The following is a 19276-nucleotide window of genomic DNA, read 5'->3' on the forward strand; positions in this document are numbered from 1 at the left end:
TCGAAATAGACGCGCGCGGAAGACCAGACCTTCGGGATGATGCGCCGAGGGTGACGTTGATGAGTCGGTCTTGGGGTTTCTTGGGTTCGCTCGCGCTTGTGGTTGGGCTGCTGTTCACGTTGTCGATCGATGCCAGTCGTTCAAGCGCGACCAGCGTCCACTACAATCTCTCCGAGGCTGAACGGGCCGAACTGGATCAAGAGTTCGCCACCAGTACGCCGGAGGACAGCGGCGACATCCGCGCCATTAACACCGCCACCAAGACCAAGACTCCGACGCCCACGCGCACGCCAACCCCGATCAACGTCGGCAACTTCGTGTGGGACGACCTCGATCAAGACGGTCGGCAGGATGCCGGTGAACCCGGCTTGGCCGGTGTAGTCGTGCAGCTCTGGAACAGCACCAAGACGCTAATGATCGACACCGACACGACAGATTCCAACGGAATCTATCAGCTTGTTGCGCCCACGCCCGGCAGTTACCGCGTCCGCGTGGTGCTGCCGTCTTTCAATGATCAGTTTACGGTCAAAGACAATGCAAGTGCCGGTGACACGCTGGACAGCGATATCAATCCGTCCGGGACGAACCTCGGGTTTACGGATACGTATGTGTTCGCGAGCAATCTGATCTCGATCGTGTCGATTGACGCCGGCATCATCAAGTACCGTACGGCGACCCCGACTCGCACACCGACACCCATTAACATCGGTAACTTCGTGTGGGACGACCTCGATCAGGACGGCCGACAGGATGCCGGTGAACCCGGCCTAGCGGGTGTTACGGTGCAACTCTGGAACAGCGCCAAGACGCAGATGCTGGATCAGAAGACGACGAACGCCAGCGGCAACTATACGGTTGTCGCCCCGCTTCCGGGCGACTATCGCGTACGGATTGTGCTGCCATCCGCGTTCGATCAATTCACAGTCAAGGACAACGCGACTGCCGGCGATACGCTCGACAGCGACTTTAATCCAACGGGAACGAATTTTGGCTTTACCGACATCATCAGCATCGCGTCGAATGTGATCAGCATCGCCAGTATTGACGGCGGAATCATCAAGTTCCGCACAGCGACCCCGACGCGCACCCCGACGCCCATCAACATCGGCAACTTCGTGTGGAACGATCTGGATCAGGACGGGGTGCAGGACGCCGGCGAACCCGGCCTGAACGGGATTACCGTGCAGTTGTGGAACAGCACCAAGACGGTGATGTACGACCAGAAAGTGACGAACGCAAGCGGGATCTATACAGTCGTCGCGCCGCTGCCGGGGGACTATCGGGTGCGCGTACTGCTGCCTGCTGGCGCGAGCTTTACAATCAAGGACTCGCCAAACGCGACGGACACGACAGACAGCGACATCAACACGAGTATTATCAGCACGAACTTCGGCTACACAAACGTCATTACGATCGCCAGCAATGTGATCAGCATCTCGAGCATCGACGCCGGAATCAAGAACGTTTCGGCCACACCGACCTACACCAAGACGTTCACCAAGACCCCGACCAAATCACCGACTCCAACCGCGACGGCCACCGATATGTTCAACCTTCCGCATGACGCACTCGCGTTGTACGGCAAGAGTGAGAACAAGTTCGCTTTCATCGACACGCTTGAGAATAAGCCGGACTCATCTCACATTACGAAGATCTCCAACAACGCCCCCATCAAGGGCAAGTTCATCATGGGCGATTGGAACGGGGATGGCCGCAAGACGCCCGGATTGTTCAAGTCGGGCATGTTCTGGTACACCAACTCGATTAGCGCGAGCGCCACGTGGTCGAACGTGTGGATGGGGGACTTTGACAAGTATCAGATCGTCGCCGGGCGCTTCTCGGTCATCGCGCCGAACGACTGTTTCGGTATCGTCCACATCAACCACGGGCAACCCAGCGCAGGCTACCCGCTGTATTTCACATGCGATCTGTCGCAGCTTAACCCGCCCAACGGTTTGGCGAGCCAGTGGCTCAACTTCGACCTGCCGGGTTCGGGCAAGGTGCAGTTCATCGCCGGTGACTGGGACGGCGACGGTATCGACACCATAGGTGTACGGCGCGCCGGCCTCATCGAGTGGAGCAACATCGTTCCGACACTCGGAACGGCCAATCCACAGGCAAGCCAACAGTTCGGCATGCCGCTGACCGAGTACTACGGCGATATCATCGCCGGTGACTGGAATGGCAACGGAATCGATACGTTCGGCCTGTGGTACAAGCAGAAGGGCAAGCTGTACTATCGCGACGACCTCCTCGCGAACCAGACATCCTACCTCAAGCAGAAGGTCAAGAAACCAGTTGGCATCGCTGCGGCATCCGCGTGGCGGCCCTCGCCGATCACGCGCGTCGAGACCGTGCCGGTACCGACTGCGCAGGCGACGGCGCCTGCGTCACAGGTCGAAGTGCCGACCGTACAACCGACAATCACACCGACGCCGTTCTACTTCCCGACGATCCTACCGTCGACTCCAAGTGCGGAACGTACCGTACTGCCGCTGATTACGCCGCTTCCGCCTGACGAGGAAACCGGATAGCGGGAATCGACTTGCGTTTGCATGACAGCTAGATAGTTCGCGGCTCGCTGGCAGGTTCGAACTGCACTTTGTTGGAGTTCCGCCCAGCGCGTGTTAACATGCCGGCGATCGCGCATCTTCACGGTTCCCGTAACATGGACGCCTTTCAACTCAAGATCAGAGACGAAGAACATCATCAACGGTGCGAGCACTTGCTCGACGCCATCCAGCGCCACGGTTACAGCGGCGCGGTTCTGTTCGACCGCGACTACATTGTCTACTACTGCGGATTCGCCTTTATCCCCACCGAACGCCCCATCGCGTTCGTCATGAACAGCAAAGGCGAACGCGGTATGCTGGTGCCGCGCATGGAAGTCGAGCACGCGCAGGCCAACGCGCTTATCGATCACATCTCTCACTATGTCGAGTATCCCGACGACCCGCACCCGATGGTGGCGCTCGGCAAGCTTCTCGACGAGATGGGGGTGACTGGCGACATCGGCGCAGATCAGCCGGGATATCCCCGAATCTACGGGTATCGTGGGCCGCTGCTCAGTGAACTTCAGACGGCACGGCCGATCACCGTGCACTCGATCACCGACGACGTCGAAGACCAGATGATGATCAAGTCGCCTGCGGAGATCGCGCTGCTGCGCGAAAGCCTGCACTGGGCGAATCTCGCGCTGCGGCTGTTGCAGCGTTACACCCGACCCGGCTTGACCGAGACCGACGTCGAACGTCGGGCCAGCGACGAAGCCACGCGCGCGATGGTCGATGCGATCGGGCCGGTATATCGCGGGTTGAGCATGGTCACTGCCGGTGCGTATGCCATCTACCGTGGCCAGATCGGACGCAGCGCGTCGATCCCGCACATGCTGGCCAACAACATTACGTTCGAAGTCGGCGACGTCATGGTCGGAGAGTCGACCGCGCCGATGTGGGGCTATATCTCGGAACTTGAGCGGACGTGGTTCCTTGGCCGTCCGTCCGACGCGCAAAAAAGGCTGTTCGATCACATGATCGGGGCGCAGGACGCAGCGTTCAAGGCGTTTGAGACGGCACGCTTGACGTGCGATGTCGACAATGCGGTGCGGGCATACTTCGCCAAGCACGACTTGCAGCCGTATTGGCGGCACCATACCGGGCACGCCATCGGCCTTCGGTCGCACGAAGGGCCATTCCTCGACCGGGGCGACAAGACCGCCCTCAAGCCCGGCATGATCTTCACGATTGAGCCGGGCCTGTATGCACCGGACATTGGCGGGTTCCGGCATTCCGACATGGTGTTGGTCACCGAGGGTGGCGCTGAACTGATGACGTTCTATCCGCGTGACCTCGACAGCATGATCATTCCGGTGTAATCGCTGTGGGGAAGTTTGTCCTTCGCAGAGTCCTGCAAGCGATACCGACATTCCTCGGGATCACGGCGATCGCGTTCATCATCATGGTGTCGGCGCCCGGCGACCCGATATCGCTGATTACGTTTAATCCGGCGCGCGATCCTGCGGCTATTGCCCGCATGGAACGGTCGTTGGGCTTGGATCAGCCGCCAGTCACTCAATACGTGTACTGGCTGGTCGGCAACGACTGGACCACGATTGATGTGGACGGTGACGGGGTCGGCGAAACCCCCGGCACGCGGCAGGGCCTGCTGCGCGGCGACCTTGGCCAATCGATTCGTTTCAAGCAGCCCGTCCTGAAGCTGATCGCCGAGCGCATTCCGGCAACCCTGCAGCTAGCGCTGGTCTCGCTGGTGGTCGGATATGGCATCGGTATCGGGCTTGGCGTGCTTGCCGCCGTGTTTCACAAGACGTGGGTCGACTGGTTGATTCGCGTCATCAGCGTAATCGGAAATGCGATACCGCCGTTCTGGCTCGGGCTGGTGTTGATTATCATTTTCAGCGTGCAGCTTGGCGTCCTGCCGATGGGTGGCATGCGCGACATTGCCAGCCGGGGCGGCTTCGATCTCGGCGAGACATTCCGTCACATGCTGCTCCCGGTCTTCGTGTTCTCGCTCAATACGGTGGCGTTCGTCTCTCGTTTCGTGCGGACGGAGCTGCTAGAGGTATTGGCCCAAGACTACGTGCGCACGGCGTACGCGAAGGGGCTTACCAATCGAACGGTATGGCTGCGACACGCAGCGAAGAACGCGCTTATCCCGGTGGCGACCTACGTCGGTGTGTCGATCGGCACGCTGCTCAGCGGTGCGGTGATCATCGAGCAGGTGTTCGACTGGCCGGGAATGGGGCGGCTTGTCGTAAATGCCGTATTCAACCGTGACTACCCGCTTGTAATGGGATCGGTGGTCATCGGGGCGATCATGTTCATCATCGGCATCATCTTCTCCGATTTCCTGTACGCGCTGCTCGACCCGCGCATTCGCTTGAAGTAGCGAACGATCCGAAAGAAGTACCATGTCCACGGTTGCCAACATCAACGACGAGACGCAGGACAGCAAGGCCCGTTCGCTGTGGCAAGACGCGCTGAAGCACTACGTGCGCGATCGATTGACCTTGTTTGCTTCCATCCTGCTGCTGCTGATGACGCTGGTCTGCTATTTCGCGCCGCCTGTTCTCGAAGACCTGCTCAACGTCGACGCAACGCGCACCAACACACCGGCCAGCTTCACGGCGCCGGGCGTTGACGGACACGTGCTCGGCACGGATCACCTCGGCCGCGACCAGCTCATCCGTCTGCTGTATGGCGGGCGGGTGTCGCTGGCCGTTGCCTATACCTCGAGCATCATGATCATCCTCATCGGCGTATCGCTCGGATTGCTGGCCGGCTTCTACGGCGGAGTCATCGACGACGTGATCACGTGGTTGGTCAACACGCTCAGTTCGGTCCCATCGACTCTGCTCTACATCGTGATCGCGGCAATCTGGCAGCCGCCGGTAGAGTGGATGATCGTCATCCTTGCGCTGCTGGGGTGGGTGGGTACGAGTCGTTTAGTCCGTGCTGAGGTGTTGTCGATCAAGGAACGCGAGTATGTGTTGGCTGCGCGGGCGCTCGGCGCGTCCGACTTCCGGCTGCTGGTCAGTCACATATTCCCGAACCTGATGTCGATCGTGATCGTCACCGGGTCGATCATCGCCGGCAATCTCATTCTTGTCGAAGCCGGCTTGAGCTATCTTGGCGTGGGCGTGCAGCCTCCGACGCCGACGTGGGGCAATATGCTGACCGACTCGCGCACGTATTTCGTGCAGGGCGTCCATCTGGTGATCTGGCCCGGCATCTTGATCCTCATTACGGTCATGTGCTTCTATTTGATCGGCGACGGTCTGCGCGATGCGCTCGACCCGCATCAGTCGCGGCACAGTAAAGCGTAATGCGTGCCCGAATGCGCCGCAGTCTGCTGGCAGTCGTTCTGCTCTTGTTGCTCGTGTCGTGCTCATCCAGCGGCTCGCGTGACGGCGAGCCGCTTCCGCTGACCCAAACGTTCGATCGAAGCCCGAGCGGCTTCGAATTCAAATACCCGACCGACTGGGACTACACGATTCCGATGCAGGGCGTGTTGTTCGCGGGACCAGTCGATGTGCTGGGCGGGGTCCCGGGTCCGCTGCTTGTGGTGCAGCGTGGCTTGCCGATCTCGATCCCGGGCAGCCTATCGGGTGCGCTGAACTCCTACTTGGAGGCCGGACCGCTCTCCGAACCGGACAACTGGCGCATCACGATTGAAGAGCGCGATACGACGCTCGACGGCCGACCAGCCCGGGTCGTCGATCTCGAAGGGTCGGAAGGACCGGAAGAAACCCGCATTCACTCGCAAATCATCGCCACCGCGTCGGACAACACATTCGTATACATGTTCATCCTCACCGTTCCGGCCAGTCAGCGCGACCGATTCGAGCCGACACTGCTGGCAATGCTTGAGAGTGTCCGCATCCTCGAATAAGGATTCTGTCGACTTTTTGTTGCGCATGCCGCCTCTTGGTTAGAATTCGCGTAATGCGGCCCCGTTCACTGTCGGATCCTTCGGCCGCAGTCAGAGGAGAGGCTCAACATGAAACGCGTTCTTGTCGTCCTAGCTTTGCTGGCAGCGGTCGTCATGCCGCTGTCGGTCATGGCCCAAAGTTCGGACACTATCGTGATCCGCGGCTTTGGCAACATCGCCACCTTCAACCCGCATATGACCAATGACGGTGCCTCGTATCAGGCGTTTTCTCTGCTGTTCCCCGCGCCGTTCCTGACCGACAGCTTCACGGGACAGGCGGTCCCGGGCTTGACGTCTTGGACGATTTCGGACGACGGCTTGACCTACACGTTCTCGATTGATCCGGATGCAGTGTGGAGCGACGGAACGCCAATTACGGCCGACGATATGATCTTCTCGATCAACGCGGTCAAATCTGACGTCAATACGGTGCTTGAGCCGAATGTCGCCTTGATCGATGCGGTCAACAAGATCGACGACAAGACGTATGAAGTTGTGTTGTCGGGCAATGATTGCTCGATTCTGAGCAACCTGAGCGCGATCCGCTTCGTGCCGGCACACAAGTTCGCCGGAGACTTCAGCGACTTCGAGGCCAGCGCGTTCTGGAACAATCCGGATGTCAGCGGCGGCCCGTACATCCTCGAAGAATGGGCGCCTGACGAGGGTCAGCGCTTCCGTGCCAACCCGGATCACTGGGCAGGCGAGCCGAACATCCCGTTCCTCGTGAACCGCGTCGTTGGTGATCAGGCAGTCGCCGTTCAAGGCATCCAGTCGGGCGATCTGGACTACACGTACTTCCAGGGCGACCTGTTCCAGCAGATTGCCGACACGAGCAACTTGCAGTATCAGTCGTTCTCCGCGCTGTCGGTCAACTTCCTGTCGCTCAACTGGGCAGACCCGACCAACCCGCAGTCGGCGTATGACGATGCTGGAAATCTGGTCGAGCAGACCCCGCACCCGATCTTCAGCGATCCGGCCGTGCGTAAGGCCGTGGTGATGGCCTTCAACATCGAGGACGTCATCTCGACACTCGGCGGCGCAGAGGGCGGCACACCGCTAGTCGGTCCCGTGGCTCCGGTTCTGACGTGGGCGTACAACAGCTCGATTTCGCGCCCGGACTACGACCCCGAGGGCGCTGCTGCGCTGCTTGAGGAAGCGGGCTGGGTTGACAGCGACGGCGACGGCGTTCGTGAGAAGGACGGCCAACCGCTCGCCTTCACGATCTCCTACAGCAACATTCTGCAGCACTTCGAAACGACGGCGCTGGTTGCGCAGGATCAACTAGAGGCCATCGGTTTCGATGTCGAGTTGGAGCTGGTCGAGTGGGCCAACTACATCGACCAGATTTACCTCGGTCAGGCGTACGATGCGACCCCGATGAGCAACAGCGGTGGCACGCAGACCCCGGACCCGAACGACTTCATGTCGCTGGTTAACAGCCGTGAGGACCTTGTCGGCGCGGGCAATAACCTTGCGTCGTACGTCAACCCCGAAGTCGACGCGCTGATCGACGCTGCGCGTTCGCTGCCGGGCTGCGATCCTGCTGCGCGTGCCGAGATCTACTACCAGATCCAGCAGTTGACGCAGGATGACGTAGCGTACAACTTTACGTACGTGCCGAACATCTTCCACGTTGCCAATAGCCGCGTCGGCAACTTCAACCCCGGCCCAGCGTGGGTGTTCTACGGATACACTGCGTACATCCACGAGTGGACGCTTCAGTAACGACGGCTAGCCAGAAGTCACAACAGCGGGGCGGCAGGGTATCGCCGCCCCGGCTTGTGGTTTCGTGACGGTTGAAACCCACAAAGCATTACAACCGACACTTGTCAGCATTTCCTCAAAATGTTGACCAGTGCATAGCTTCACGATATGCTCATCAGCCACCATCCTCAGTGCGATGGCAGTGTTACGTGAAAACGAAAGGTTATTGATCCATGCGCAAATCAGCTATAAGAATTGCGGCTCTCGTCCTTATCGTCGCGATGACGATGGGGACGTTCGGGTTCGCAGTCGCCCAAGAGGGTGACACGCTCAACATCCTGTACTGGCAGGCCGTTTCGACCATGAACCCGTACCTCTCCGGCGGTACGAAGGACATCGAAGCCGGCTCGCTGGTGCTTGAACCTCTGGCTCGCTACAACGAGCTGGGCGAGATGGTTCCGTGGCTCGTTGACGAGATCCCCACTGTCGAAAACGGCGGCGTCTCAGAGGACCTGCTAACGATCACCTGGACTCTCTCTGAAGGTCTGCTGTGGTCGGACGGCACGCCGGTGACCTCGGCGGACGTTGTGTTCTCATGGGAATACTGCACACACCCGGATGCGGGCTGCAACGCGCTTTCGAAGTTCACCGACGTGACGAGCGTTGAAGCGGTCGACGATCGCACCGTCACGATCACCTTCGGTGTCGCCAAGCCGTTCCCGTACGGTCCGTTTGTGGGCGCCGAAGCGCCGATTATTCAGGCAGCACAGTTTGCCGACTGTGTGGGCGCGAACGCGCAGAACTGCACCGATCAGAACTTCTACCCGATCGGTACCGGCCCGTTTGTGGTAACTAACTTCCTCGCCAACGACGTGGTCGAGTTCGCGGCGAACCCGAACTACCGTGAAGAAGGCAAGCCGTACTTCCAGCGCGTCGTCTTCAAGGGCGGCGGTGATGCAGAATCTGCGGCCCGCGCCGTGCTCGAGACCGGCGAGTTCGACTACGCGTGGAACCTGCAGGTCGTCCCGCAGATCCTCGACCAGATGGTCGCTGCGGGTCAGGGCCAACTCGTCGTATCGTACGGTACCAGCGTCGAGCGTATCCATATCAACCAGACGAATCCGGATTCCGAACTGGGTGACATGCGCTCGGTGTGGGTGGAAGATGGCTCGAATGCGCATCCGTTCCTGCTGGTTCCCGAAATCTGGCAGGCCATGTCGATGGCGATCGATCGCGATCTGATCTCCAGCCAGCTTTACGGCGCTGCCGGTCAGGCCACCTGCAACCTGCTGCCGGCCCCGGCGGCTTACGCCTCGCCGAACAACGATGCATGCCTGGTTCAGGACATCGCTGGCGCGAACGCGCTGCTCGATGGCGCAGGGATCGTCGACAGCGACGGTGACGGAATTCGTGAGTACAACGGCATCCCGCTGGTTGTGCTGTACCAGACGTCGACTAACGCCGTTCGTCAGGCCACGCAGGCGCTGATCAAGGACTGGTGGGCACAGATCGGCATCGAGGCGGAGCTGCGCAACATCGATGCGGCGGTGTTCTTCGGCAATGATCTTGCGAGCCCTGACACCTACGGCAAGTTCTACGCCGACCTCGAGATGTTCACGAACAACTTCAGCGGTACCGACCCCGAATCGTACATGTCGCAGTGGACGTGCGCGGAAATCGCTAGCCCGGATAACGACTACTTGGGCAACAATATCTCGCGTTGGTGCAACCCTGACTACGATGCACTGGTCGTCCAGATGTCGCAGACCGCTTCGCTCGAAGAGCGTGCTGCGCTGGCGATCGCGATGAACGACATGATCGTTCAGAGCGGTGCGATGATCGGTCTGGTGCATCGCGGTGACGTGTCGGCGATCAGCAACTCGCTCGAAGGCGTGCTGATGAACAGCTGGGACTCCGAGCTGTGGAACGCAGCTGACTGGACGCGTGGCAACTAGTACGCGGTGCGTGCTATAGCCTCAATGCAGTAATCGATCCCGGGGTGGGCCTGTCGGTCCACCCCGGGCCGTACTGTGCACTTAGGTATTCGCAGTGTTCACGAGGCAGTGACGTGTCGAAATTTATCCTGCGGCGGTTGCTCATCGCCATCCCAACCCTGTTCGTCATCAGCTTCGTCATCTTTGCCGTGCTGGAACTGTCGCCAACAGATCCGACAGGCAATCTGCCGCTGACGATCACGCCGGCGGAGCGCGAGAAAATCCGCGAAGCGCTAGGGGCGAATGACGCGTTTCATGTCAAATACCTGAAGTGGGTCGTGCAATTCGTGATCAACGAACCCCTCAACATCCTCGAGGCGACGACCGGAATCAAAGTCGGGGACTACGAGAACCGTCTGCGTTATCCGTCGTGGCAAACGCGCAGCCCTGTCATCGATCTGGTGATTCAAAGGCTGCCGCAAACGCTCTGGGTGGTCGGCACCGCGTACCTGCTCTCGGTACTGATCGCAGTACCCATTGGGGTCCTCTCAGCGTACAAGCCATATTCGATCTTTGACCAGGTCGGGACATTCTTTGCCATTGTCGGCTACTCGATACCCACCTTCTTCACAGGATTATTGTTTATTATCATCTTCAGCGTGAACCTGAAATGGTTCCCGTCAGTGTATGACACGACACATCGTGTCACCGACATGCAGAGCCTGCTGATCCAACTTCGGCAGATCTTCATGCCGACGCTGGTACTGGCGCTGTTCTTTACGGCGCAGATCAGCCGGTTCACGCGTTCGTCGATGCTCGAAAACCTGAATCAGGATTACATTCGGACGGCACGTTCGAAAGGCATTTCCGAGCGTACGGTGATCATGCGCCATGCCTTGCGTAACAGCCTGATTCCGGTCGTGACGCTGGTCGCGCTTGGAATCCCGTCGATCTTTCAAGGCGCGATCATCACTGAGCAGATATTTCGTGTCAACGGGCTGGGACAGCTGCTGATTATTGCCATTCAAGGCGGCGACCTGCCGACTGTGCAGACATTGACGTTCATCTTCGCTGTGCTCATCGTTCTGTTCAATATCGTGGCGGACGTGCTGTATGCGCTGCTTGATCCGCGCGTGCGGCTAAGTTAGCACTGTGGTTGGCCAACTATGACAGCATCCGAACCTGTAAACTCAAACATCGCTGCGGCAGCAAAGCCCGTTGCGCTTCAGAAGGCGGTCAAATCCCGATCGTTATGGTCTGACGCGTGGCGGCAGTTCCGCCGTCACCGTATGGCCATGGTCGCCTCAGTCGTGCTCGCTGTCATTGTCGCGATGGTGCTGGTGGGTCCGTATGTGTGGACGATTGATCCGACCCAGGTCAACATCGTCGACTCGTACTCCAACGGTTCGCCTGCGCATCCATTCGGGACTGACAACCTTGGACGCGACACACTTGCGCGCGTGATGCAGGGTGGCCGCATATCGCTCGCGATCGGCGTATCTGCGATGGCGATCTCGATCACACTAGGTGCACTTGTGGGGCTGCTGTCGGGGTACTTCGCTCGCCTGGATGGCCTCTTGATGCGGCTTACCGACATGTTCCTGTCGCTGCCGCTGCTGCCCCTGCTGCTGGTCATCACCATGTTGTTTCGCGACCCACTGCGCAAGACGTTCGGCACCGAGGCCGGCATCTTCATCCTCACCGTCACGATCATCGGCGCGCTGAACTGGATGACGACCGCGCGGCTCGTCCGTGGCGAGGTCTTGGCGATTAAAGAGCGCGAGTTTGTGCTGGCTGCTCGCAGCGTCGGAACATCCGACCTCGGCATTATTCGCCGGCACATCCTGCCGAACGTGATGAGCCCGGTCATTGTCGCGGCGACGTTCAGCATCGCCAGTGCCATCATCACCGAATCGGCGCTGTCGTTTCTCGGCCTCGGCTTCCCGCCCGACTTCCCGACGTGGGGCCGCCTGCTGTTCGACGGTAAGGACTTCATGACGCTCATCCCCGCGCTGGCGATCTGGCCCGGGACGATGATTTCGCTGACCATCCTGTGCGTCAACTTCATCGGGGACGGCCTGCGCGACGCTCTCGACCCGCGCCTGCGTGAGTGATAACGGCAGGCTGTTGGGGCTCGACAGTGCGCGAATCAAAAACAGCGCACCGTTTCACACGGTGCGCTGTTCTTTGTGTCAGGGTGAAGCCTAGCGGCTGGCCAACGGGACGTAGTTCCGTTCGGTGGCGCCGCTGTAGACCTGACGCGGGCGATTGATTCGGGTGGTCGGATCTTCGCGCATTTCCTTCCACTGCGCAATCCAGCCCGGCATGCGGCCGAGGGCGAACATCACGGTGAACATGTCGGTCGGGATGCCGAGCGCACGGTAGATGATGCCGCTGTAGAAGTCGACATTCGGGTACAGCTTGCGCTCGACAAAATAGCCGTCGGCCAGAGCAATTTCTTCGAGATTCTTGGCAATGCCCAGCAGTGGATCATTAATGCCAAGTTCGTCAAGCACGGCGTCGGCGGCGCTCTTGAGGATACGCGCGCGCGGGTCGAAGTTCTTGTAGACGCGATGGCCGAAGCCCATCAGGCGGAAGCCCGACTCCTTGTCCTTCGCCATGTCCATGTACTTCTTGTAGTCGCCGCCGTCGTGGTGGATCATCTCCAGCATGTTGATGACTTCCTGGTTCGCGCCGCCGTGCAGCGGGCCCCAGAGCGCCGAAATGCCCGACGCAATCGAGGCGAACAGGTTGGCCTGACTGCTGCCGACCATGCGGACGGTCGACGTGCTGCAGTTCTGCTCGTGATCGGCGTGCAAGATGAGCAGCAGGTCGAGGGCGCGCGCAATCACCGGCGAGACCTTGTACTGCTCGGACGGCACGGCGAACATCATGTGCAGGAAGTCTTCGGTGTAGTTCAGGTCGTTGCGCGGGTAGATGTACGGTTGCCCGATCGACTTTTTGTAGGCGAACGCGGCCAGCGTCTTGGCTTTCGCCAGCAAGCGCGCGATATTCAGGTCGACGATCTCAGGATCGAGCAGGTCGGGGTAGTAGGCCGACAGCGACACGATCATCGCTGACATGATCGCCATCGGGTGCGCGGTCGGCGGGAAGCCCTCGAAGAACTTCTTCATGTCTTCGTGGATCAACGTGTGATAGGTCAGCGACTTCTGAAACGAGGCCAGTTCCTCGGTGTTCGGCAGCTTGCCGTAGATCGTCAGGTAGCACACCTCGACGAAGTTCGAATGCTCGGCAAGCTGTTCGATCGGATAGCCGCGATAGCGCAGAATGCCCTCTTCGCCGTCGATGAACGTGATCGCGCTCATGCACGAGCCGGTGTTGCCGTAACCCGGATCGTAGCTGATCGCGCCGGTCTTGGCGCGCAACTTGGTGAAGTCGATGGCTACTTCGTGTTCAGACCCTTCAATAACCGGAAATTCATAGTCCTGCCCGTTAAGCGATAGTTTCGCAGTGCTCATGGAAAGCCTTTCCTTTCGCAAACTCTCGATCCCTAGACTGACATAAGCGTAATGGGATGCCGCTGGTTCAGACAAGGTAAATCGACATACGAATAACCGGACAAATTGTACCATTCTTGCAATGCCTGAGTGGATTCATGTGATGCCTGAAGCAGGACCGCGAAAGCCGTGGTCCGGTTCGCAGTCGGCGGAAATCTCACGCACTGCCCATGTTTTTGCGTTCTACTGGTTCGCACGCGTGCCAAGCACATGGGAAGGGAGCTTGTCATGAGCGAAGATCCTCGGGGCGAGCGTCATTGGAGCAAGCACACCGAGTACCTGAAATCCCTCATCACAGCCGAGAACAGTGCCATCATCAGCGACTTTGACGGCACGTTGAGCGCGTTTGCGGAACGACCGGATGGTGCCCGAATTCATCATCGCTCGCAAAGCGCGCTTGACCGGCTGAACGAGGCTGGCGTGCGGATTGCCTTGATTTCGGGCCGTGCGGTGGCCGACCTTTACAGCCGCTTCCCCCGCGATGAGATCATCTACTACGGTAATCACGGCTTCGAACGTTGGCGCGGTGGGGCGGAAGCGCCTGACCCGGGCGAGGACAACGCGCGTGCAGCCATCGCGACGTTGATCGACGCGCTGGATTTCAGTGATCTACCCGGAGTTATTGCCGAGCCAAAAGGGATGACGGCGACGATCCATTACCGGCTTTCGCCTGATCCGGCCGAAGTTCGTCACGCGATCGAAGACCGGTTGCGCCCTCTGACCGATTCGCTGGGACTGCGAATATCTCCCGGGCAGATGATCTGGGACATCAAGCCGGCAGAGCCGATCGACAAAGGCACGGCGCTCAGGTCAGTCATCAACGAATGCGGCTTACGTTCGGTGATATTTCTCGGTGACGATGTCACCGACTTGGCCGCGATGGACGTGCTGCGGGATATGACGGCGCACGCCAACGAACTACGCGGGGCTTCCGTCGGCGTCGTGCATCCGGAAAACGGCCCGCCCGATCTCGGCGACCACTGCGAGTACTTCGCTGAAGGTACCGACGATGTCGCCGACTTTTTGACATGGCTCGCGGACTGTATGCGCGCATAGCGGCGCGTATGGCATTATCACGCACCCATTGAATGGAGGAAAATCATGGCGGACGACTCCTCGCCACATCTGATTATCGTGTCCAATCGCGGCCCGTACGCGTTCCACAGCCGGGACGGGGAACTGGTGCCGGAGCGTGGATCGGGCGGCCTAGTGACCGCCATTATGGGCGTCGCCAAGACACAGGACGTGTTGTGGATCAGCTATGCGCTGAGCCGCGGCGACCGGCGGTGGGTCGCCCTGCGTGGAGACGGCGTTCATGCGATGGACGACATGCGCGTCCGCCTTATCGCGCCGGATCCATCCTCGTATAACGCCTACTACAACGTCATCAGCAATCCACTGTTGTGGTTTGTCCAGCATCAGCTCCACGATACGCCGCGCACGCCTGTGCTGGATGCCAGCCTGTGGCAAGCCTGGCAGGCATACGCCGATGCGAACAAGCGGCTCGCCGATGCAGTTGCGCAGACCGTGTCGCAGCTCAGCGGCCCCGTGATCGTAATGCCGCAGGACTACCACCTCTATCTGATGCCGCGCTACCTGCGCGAGCGTCTCGGCAACCGGGCAGTGATTCAGCCGTTTTGCCACATCCCGTGGCCCGGCCCGGACGCATGGCGTGTGCTGCCTCTCAAGATGCGCCGCGAGATTGTCGAATCGATGTTGATGGCGGATCGGTTCGGTTTCCAGACCGGCCGCGATGTCCGGCGCTTTATGCAGACGGCAGCCGATGTACTGCAGGGCGTCGCGGTGATGGAGAAGCAGCGCATCCTGACGTATCGGGGGCAGGTGCTTGAAGCCGCCCACTATCCGATTTCGGTCGACGTGGACGACCTATTGACCCGCCGCGAGACACCCGAGGTGAAGGAATACGTCCGCCAGATCAACGCTCGTATCGGCGATCGCAAACTGATCTTGCGCGTCGATCGCGTCGAACCGAGCAAGAACATCCTGCGCGGATTCCTCGCCTACCGAAACTTCCTGCGCGAGTATCCGGAGTTCCGGCGCAAGGTCGAAATGCTCGCGCTTCTCGTTCCCAGCCGGACAGAGGTCATCGAATACAAGCACTACCTGCGTGACATCATGGCGCTGGTCGGCGAGATCAACGCCACGCTGGGCGAGCCGGATTGGGAACCGGTGCAGCTCATGCTCGGCAACAACTATGACCGTGCCGTGGCGGCAATGACCCGCTACGACGTGCTGATGGTGAATCCCATCGCAGACGGGATGAACCTGGTCGCCAAGGAGGGGGCTGTACTCAATCAACGCAGCGGGCAGATCATACTATCCGAGGAAGCGGGGGCCGCAGAGGAACTCGGTGACGCGCCGCTGCTGGTGTCGCCCTATGACGTGTACGGCATGCGCGAGGCGATCAAGGATGCACTGACGATGAACGACGCCGAGCGCAACATGCGTGCGACCCGCTTGGCGGAGCAGGTGCGGCAAAACGACATCCACCAATGGTTCGGACGGCAGATCGAAGACGCGGTGCGCGGTGCGCGCTAGGTCAGGCATGCGCGCACCGCGACAACCGGTACGGTAACTACACGTACGTCGGCAGGAAGCTGCCGTGCGCCTCGATCAAGTCGTCGACGAGCGCCCATATCTTGTCGAGGGTCAGTTCCGCGGAAGTGTGCGGGTCCAGCATTGCGGCATGGTAAATGTGCTCGCGTTTGCCTGTAAGCGCAGCCTCGACCGTCAAACTCTGCACGTTGACATTGGTCTGCATTAGCGCGGCCAACTGCGGCGGTATCGCGCCGATCGTTGTCGGCTGAATGCCGTTCTTGTCGACAAGGCAAGGAACTTCGACCGCGCACCCTTGCGGCAGATTGTCGATTATGCCGTGGTTGGCGACGTTGCCGTAGATCACGCGCGGAATGCCGGTCTCCATGCTGTGAATAATGAGCGACCCGTATTCGACGCTGCGCTCCACGTGAATTGGAGCGTTGCGGTCTTCAAGCTCGGCGCGCAGCGCTTCCCAATTGGCGATCTGCACCTCGCAGCGGCGGATATACTCGTCAAGCGGGATGTTGTACTCCTCGATCAAGTCGGGGCGATCGCGCTTGATGAAGTAGGGTGTGTATTCGCTGAAGTGTTCGCTCGACTCGGTGACGAAGTAGCCGAGTCGCGTGAACATCTCGTAGCGCACCCGGTTCCAGTCGGGCACGCGCTTCTCTTCGACGACCTTGCGAATGAGCGGATATAGGTCTTGTCCCGTGTCCTTGTGCTCGAACTTGAGGTAGAACGCCATATGGTTGATGCCGGCGACGAGGTAATTGATGTCGTCTAGCGGGACCCCAATATCCCTGGAGAGTTCGTGCGCGGTGTGCGGTACGCTGTGGCACAGCCCGACGTTGGCGATATTCGAGCCGCGGTCGAGCGCCCACTGATTCATGCACATCGGGTTGACGTAGTTGATGAACAGCGCGTTAGGGCAGACCTCTTCCATATCGCGCGTGATATCCAACAGGACGGGAATGGTGCGTAGACCACGCATAATTCCGCCGATGCCAAGCGTATCGGCAATGGTCTGGCGTAGACCGTACTTCTTGGGCACCTCGAAGTCGATGACGGTGCCGGGTTTGTAGCCGCCGACTTGGATCATGCAGATGACGTAGTCGGCGTCACGCAAGGCTTGCTTGCGGTCGGTGGTGGCTGTGATCGTCGGCCGAGCACCGAGCGCCTCGGCGACCTTATGCGCGACGACCTCCGAGGTATGGAGCCGCTGCGGATCGATATCCATAAGCCGGATGTCGCTGTTGGCGAGCTCCGGGAAGCCGAGGATGTCCCCCAGCAGATTCTTTGCGAAAACTGTACTGCCCGCACCGATCAGAGCGATGTTTGCCATGCTGCGCGCGTCCTTTCCAAGGCGCTACTTCCGATCCACGACATAACTCACAGAGCCTTCCGGCTCGACATGCATGTGATACGACGCACCATCCGGCCACGTAATACGAAGTCTCTCAACCGCTACGCCCTCGGGGACGCCGAAGTGCGCGACCGAGGGGTCGCCGGAGAGGTAACCACTCCCGCTGCGAATCGTGCGCGTCATCGTCCCGACGCCGGTGTCGAGACGGATAACGGTACCGATCGCTTGCGGATTCATCGTGCCCGACCATCCAACATCGACCAGTATGTGCCGTCCGCCGCACAACTCGTTCTCAAACAGACGGGCCGCACTGAGCAAATTGTTCACGACGATGTCCTGATCGCCGTCGCCATCGAGGTCTCCGATGGCCATACCGCGTCCGCTCGCGGTGGAGTCCAGTGCCCAGTCCGGAGCTGGGACGAATCGACCGCCGATATTTCGAAACGCTTGATTCTCCTCCACCAATTCGCCGTTGGGCAGGTGTCCAAACAGGTCAGCAGCGATCATGCCGTTGACGACGTAGAGGTCGGCAAGGCCATCTGCATCGAAGTCGGCGAATTTCGATGACCAACTCCACCCTGTGGCGCTGATGCCAAGCTGGTCGGCGAGGTCACCGCTCACATTGATCGGCATCGTGCGCAAGACGTTTTGCATGACCTGTGGGTCGTCCTCGACCATCGGGTGCGCCATCATCGACTCCATGACCGGGCCCCACGCGGCCATCGTCTCGTCATCGTGCGAATAGGGCATCATGTCTGCGGCGTAGAGTTCGAGCCGGCCATCGTTCTCGAAGTCGACTGCGTCGTAGCTCATCGTGCTGTGCGTCATGATCGAAAACGGCTCGGTCTCGACCCATTCGCCGCGCCACAACCACGCGCTATCGACTGGCCCGAAGTCGTTTCCGACCAGCACGTCGAGCTGATTGTCGCCATCGATGTCGAAGAAGTACGTCACGAGTCCCTGTGCGTTTTCGGAAAGGCGCGACGCGACAAACTGCCCATCACGCTGTTCGTAGTAGGTGACGCCGGCGCGTCCGCTCAGCATGAACGAGTCGCGTAGTTTCATCTCGAGCTCCGCGTCGTAGCTGCTCGTGACGAGGTCTAGGTCACCATCGCCGTCCACGTCTGCCCATGCCATCGAATACGCCTGACGCGTGACGCCGTTGAGCGGCGTGCGAACGAACTGCGGGCGCCCCGTGTTGTCCAAAGAACCCGTCGAACGGAGCCACATCGGGGCGGCGAGCTGTGTCGTCAGCGTTATATCTAGCCAGCCGTCACCGTCGACATCGACTGTGTTTACCGCGCGGGTGGGCGTCTGTACGTTGATGCGTTGAGTAGTGAATCTTAATTCGCCGTCGTTCCACAGGACCGTGATCTGGGGCAGCAGATTGGCGAACACGATATCAAGATCGCCATCCTTGTCGAGGTCGCCGAGCGAGACCCCGGCGCCATTGCTCTCGAACATGACGACGGGGCGAATACTGGTGTCGGTCACGTGGTCAAGCTCGTGTTCGGCGAACCGCGCGCTGCATGAGCGATCCGGGGAAATCGGGGCCGAGACGACCGAGACACCGTCTTGAGCCGCCACCTGCGCAGAGAGAAGAACAATCGAAATCGTCAGAAGAAGGAAAACGTGCGTCAGCCTGTGTACCGATGCGAGGTGTATGTTCATGATGTCTGCCTATTCGATCTGGTTGTCCCGTCGATGCCGCCCGATGACTGGTGCCGGGCGGCATCGTCGGATGCCGGTCC

General features: G+C 59.8%; 14 protein-coding genes. 11 read left to right on the forward strand and 3 right to left on the reverse strand.

Annotated features, from left to right (window positions below; all coding sequences use genetic code 11):
- Window positions 1-59 precede the first annotated feature (59 nt).
- From IPM16_03035 to IPM16_03075, 9 genes are all read left to right on the forward strand, one after another.
- Window positions 60-2534, forward strand: coding sequence for a hypothetical protein (locus IPM16_03035; GenBank protein ID MBK9122083.1), 2475 nt, complete (start codon window positions 60-62; stop codon window positions 2532-2534).
- Window positions 2535-2668: 134 nt separating this feature from the next.
- A complete protein-coding gene (locus IPM16_03040) occupies window positions 2669-3874 on the forward strand; it encodes an aminopeptidase P family protein (protein ID MBK9122084.1) in 1206 nt (401 codons plus the stop codon).
- A gap of 5 nt (window positions 3875-3879) precedes the next feature.
- Window positions 3880-4905, forward strand: coding sequence for an ABC transporter permease (locus IPM16_03045; protein MBK9122085.1), 1026 nt, complete (start codon window positions 3880-3882; stop codon window positions 4903-4905).
- Window positions 4906-4927: 22 nt separating this feature from the next.
- Entirely contained in the window at window positions 4928-5842 is a 915-nt protein-coding gene (locus IPM16_03050; GenBank protein ID MBK9122086.1) for an ABC transporter permease, read from the forward strand.
- 11 nt (window positions 5843-5853) lie between these two features.
- Window positions 5854-6408: a hypothetical protein gene (locus tag IPM16_03055; GenBank protein MBK9122087.1), complete on the forward strand. Its 555-nt coding sequence runs from the start codon at window positions 5854-5856 to the stop codon at window positions 6406-6408.
- 108 nt (window positions 6409-6516) lie between these two features.
- Window positions 6517-8172, forward strand: coding sequence for a hypothetical protein (locus IPM16_03060; protein ID MBK9122088.1), 1656 nt, complete (start codon window positions 6517-6519; stop codon window positions 8170-8172).
- Between the two features lie 212 nt (window positions 8173-8384).
- Entirely contained in the window at window positions 8385-10106 is a 1722-nt protein-coding gene (locus IPM16_03065) for a peptide ABC transporter substrate-binding protein (protein ID MBK9122089.1), read from the forward strand.
- 113 nt (window positions 10107-10219) lie between these two features.
- A complete protein-coding gene (locus tag IPM16_03070; protein MBK9122090.1) occupies window positions 10220-11233 on the forward strand; it encodes an ABC transporter permease in 1014 nt (337 codons plus the stop codon).
- Between the two features lie 18 nt (window positions 11234-11251).
- On the forward strand, window positions 11252-12199 hold the full coding sequence (locus tag IPM16_03075) for an ABC transporter permease (GenBank protein ID MBK9122091.1): 948 nt from the start codon (window positions 11252-11254) through the stop codon (window positions 12197-12199).
- Window positions 12200-12289: 90 nt separating this feature from the next.
- On the opposite strand, the gene IPM16_03080 is transcribed toward IPM16_03075, so the two are convergent.
- Entirely contained in the window at window positions 12290-13564 is a 1275-nt protein-coding gene (locus IPM16_03080) for a citrate synthase (protein MBK9122092.1), read from the reverse strand.
- Between the two features lie 267 nt (window positions 13565-13831).
- Here IPM16_03080 and otsB point away from each other — a divergent pair, with 267 nt between their 5' ends.
- Entirely contained in the window at window positions 13832-14659 is an 828-nt protein-coding gene (otsB, locus tag IPM16_03085) for a trehalose-phosphatase (GenBank protein ID MBK9122093.1), read from the forward strand.
- Window positions 14660-14704: 45 nt separating this feature from the next.
- The gene (locus tag IPM16_03090) at window positions 14705-16162 is read left to right on the forward strand and encodes a trehalose-6-phosphate synthase (protein MBK9122094.1); all 1458 of its coding nucleotides are present in this window, start codon (window positions 14705-14707) and stop codon (window positions 16160-16162) included.
- Window positions 16163-16199: 37 nt separating this feature from the next.
- Here the strand turns inward: IPM16_03090 and IPM16_03095 are convergent, their stop codons facing one another.
- Window positions 16200-17504, reverse strand: coding sequence for an alpha-glucosidase/alpha-galactosidase (locus tag IPM16_03095; protein ID MBK9122095.1), 1305 nt, complete (start codon window positions 17502-17504; stop codon window positions 16200-16202).
- Window positions 17505-17528: 24 nt separating this feature from the next.
- Window positions 17529-19196 carry a CRTAC1 family protein gene (locus tag IPM16_03100; GenBank protein ID MBK9122096.1) on the reverse strand — a complete coding sequence of 556 codons (1668 nt, stop codon included), beginning with the start codon at window positions 19194-19196 and terminating at the stop codon, window positions 17529-17531.
- Between the last annotated feature and the right edge of the window lie 80 nt (window positions 19197-19276).

The sequence above is a fragment of the Candidatus Flexicrinis affinis genome (assembly GCA_016716525.1).
Lineage (GTDB): Bacteria > Chloroflexota > Anaerolineae > Aggregatilineales > Phototrophicaceae > Flexicrinis > Flexicrinis affinis.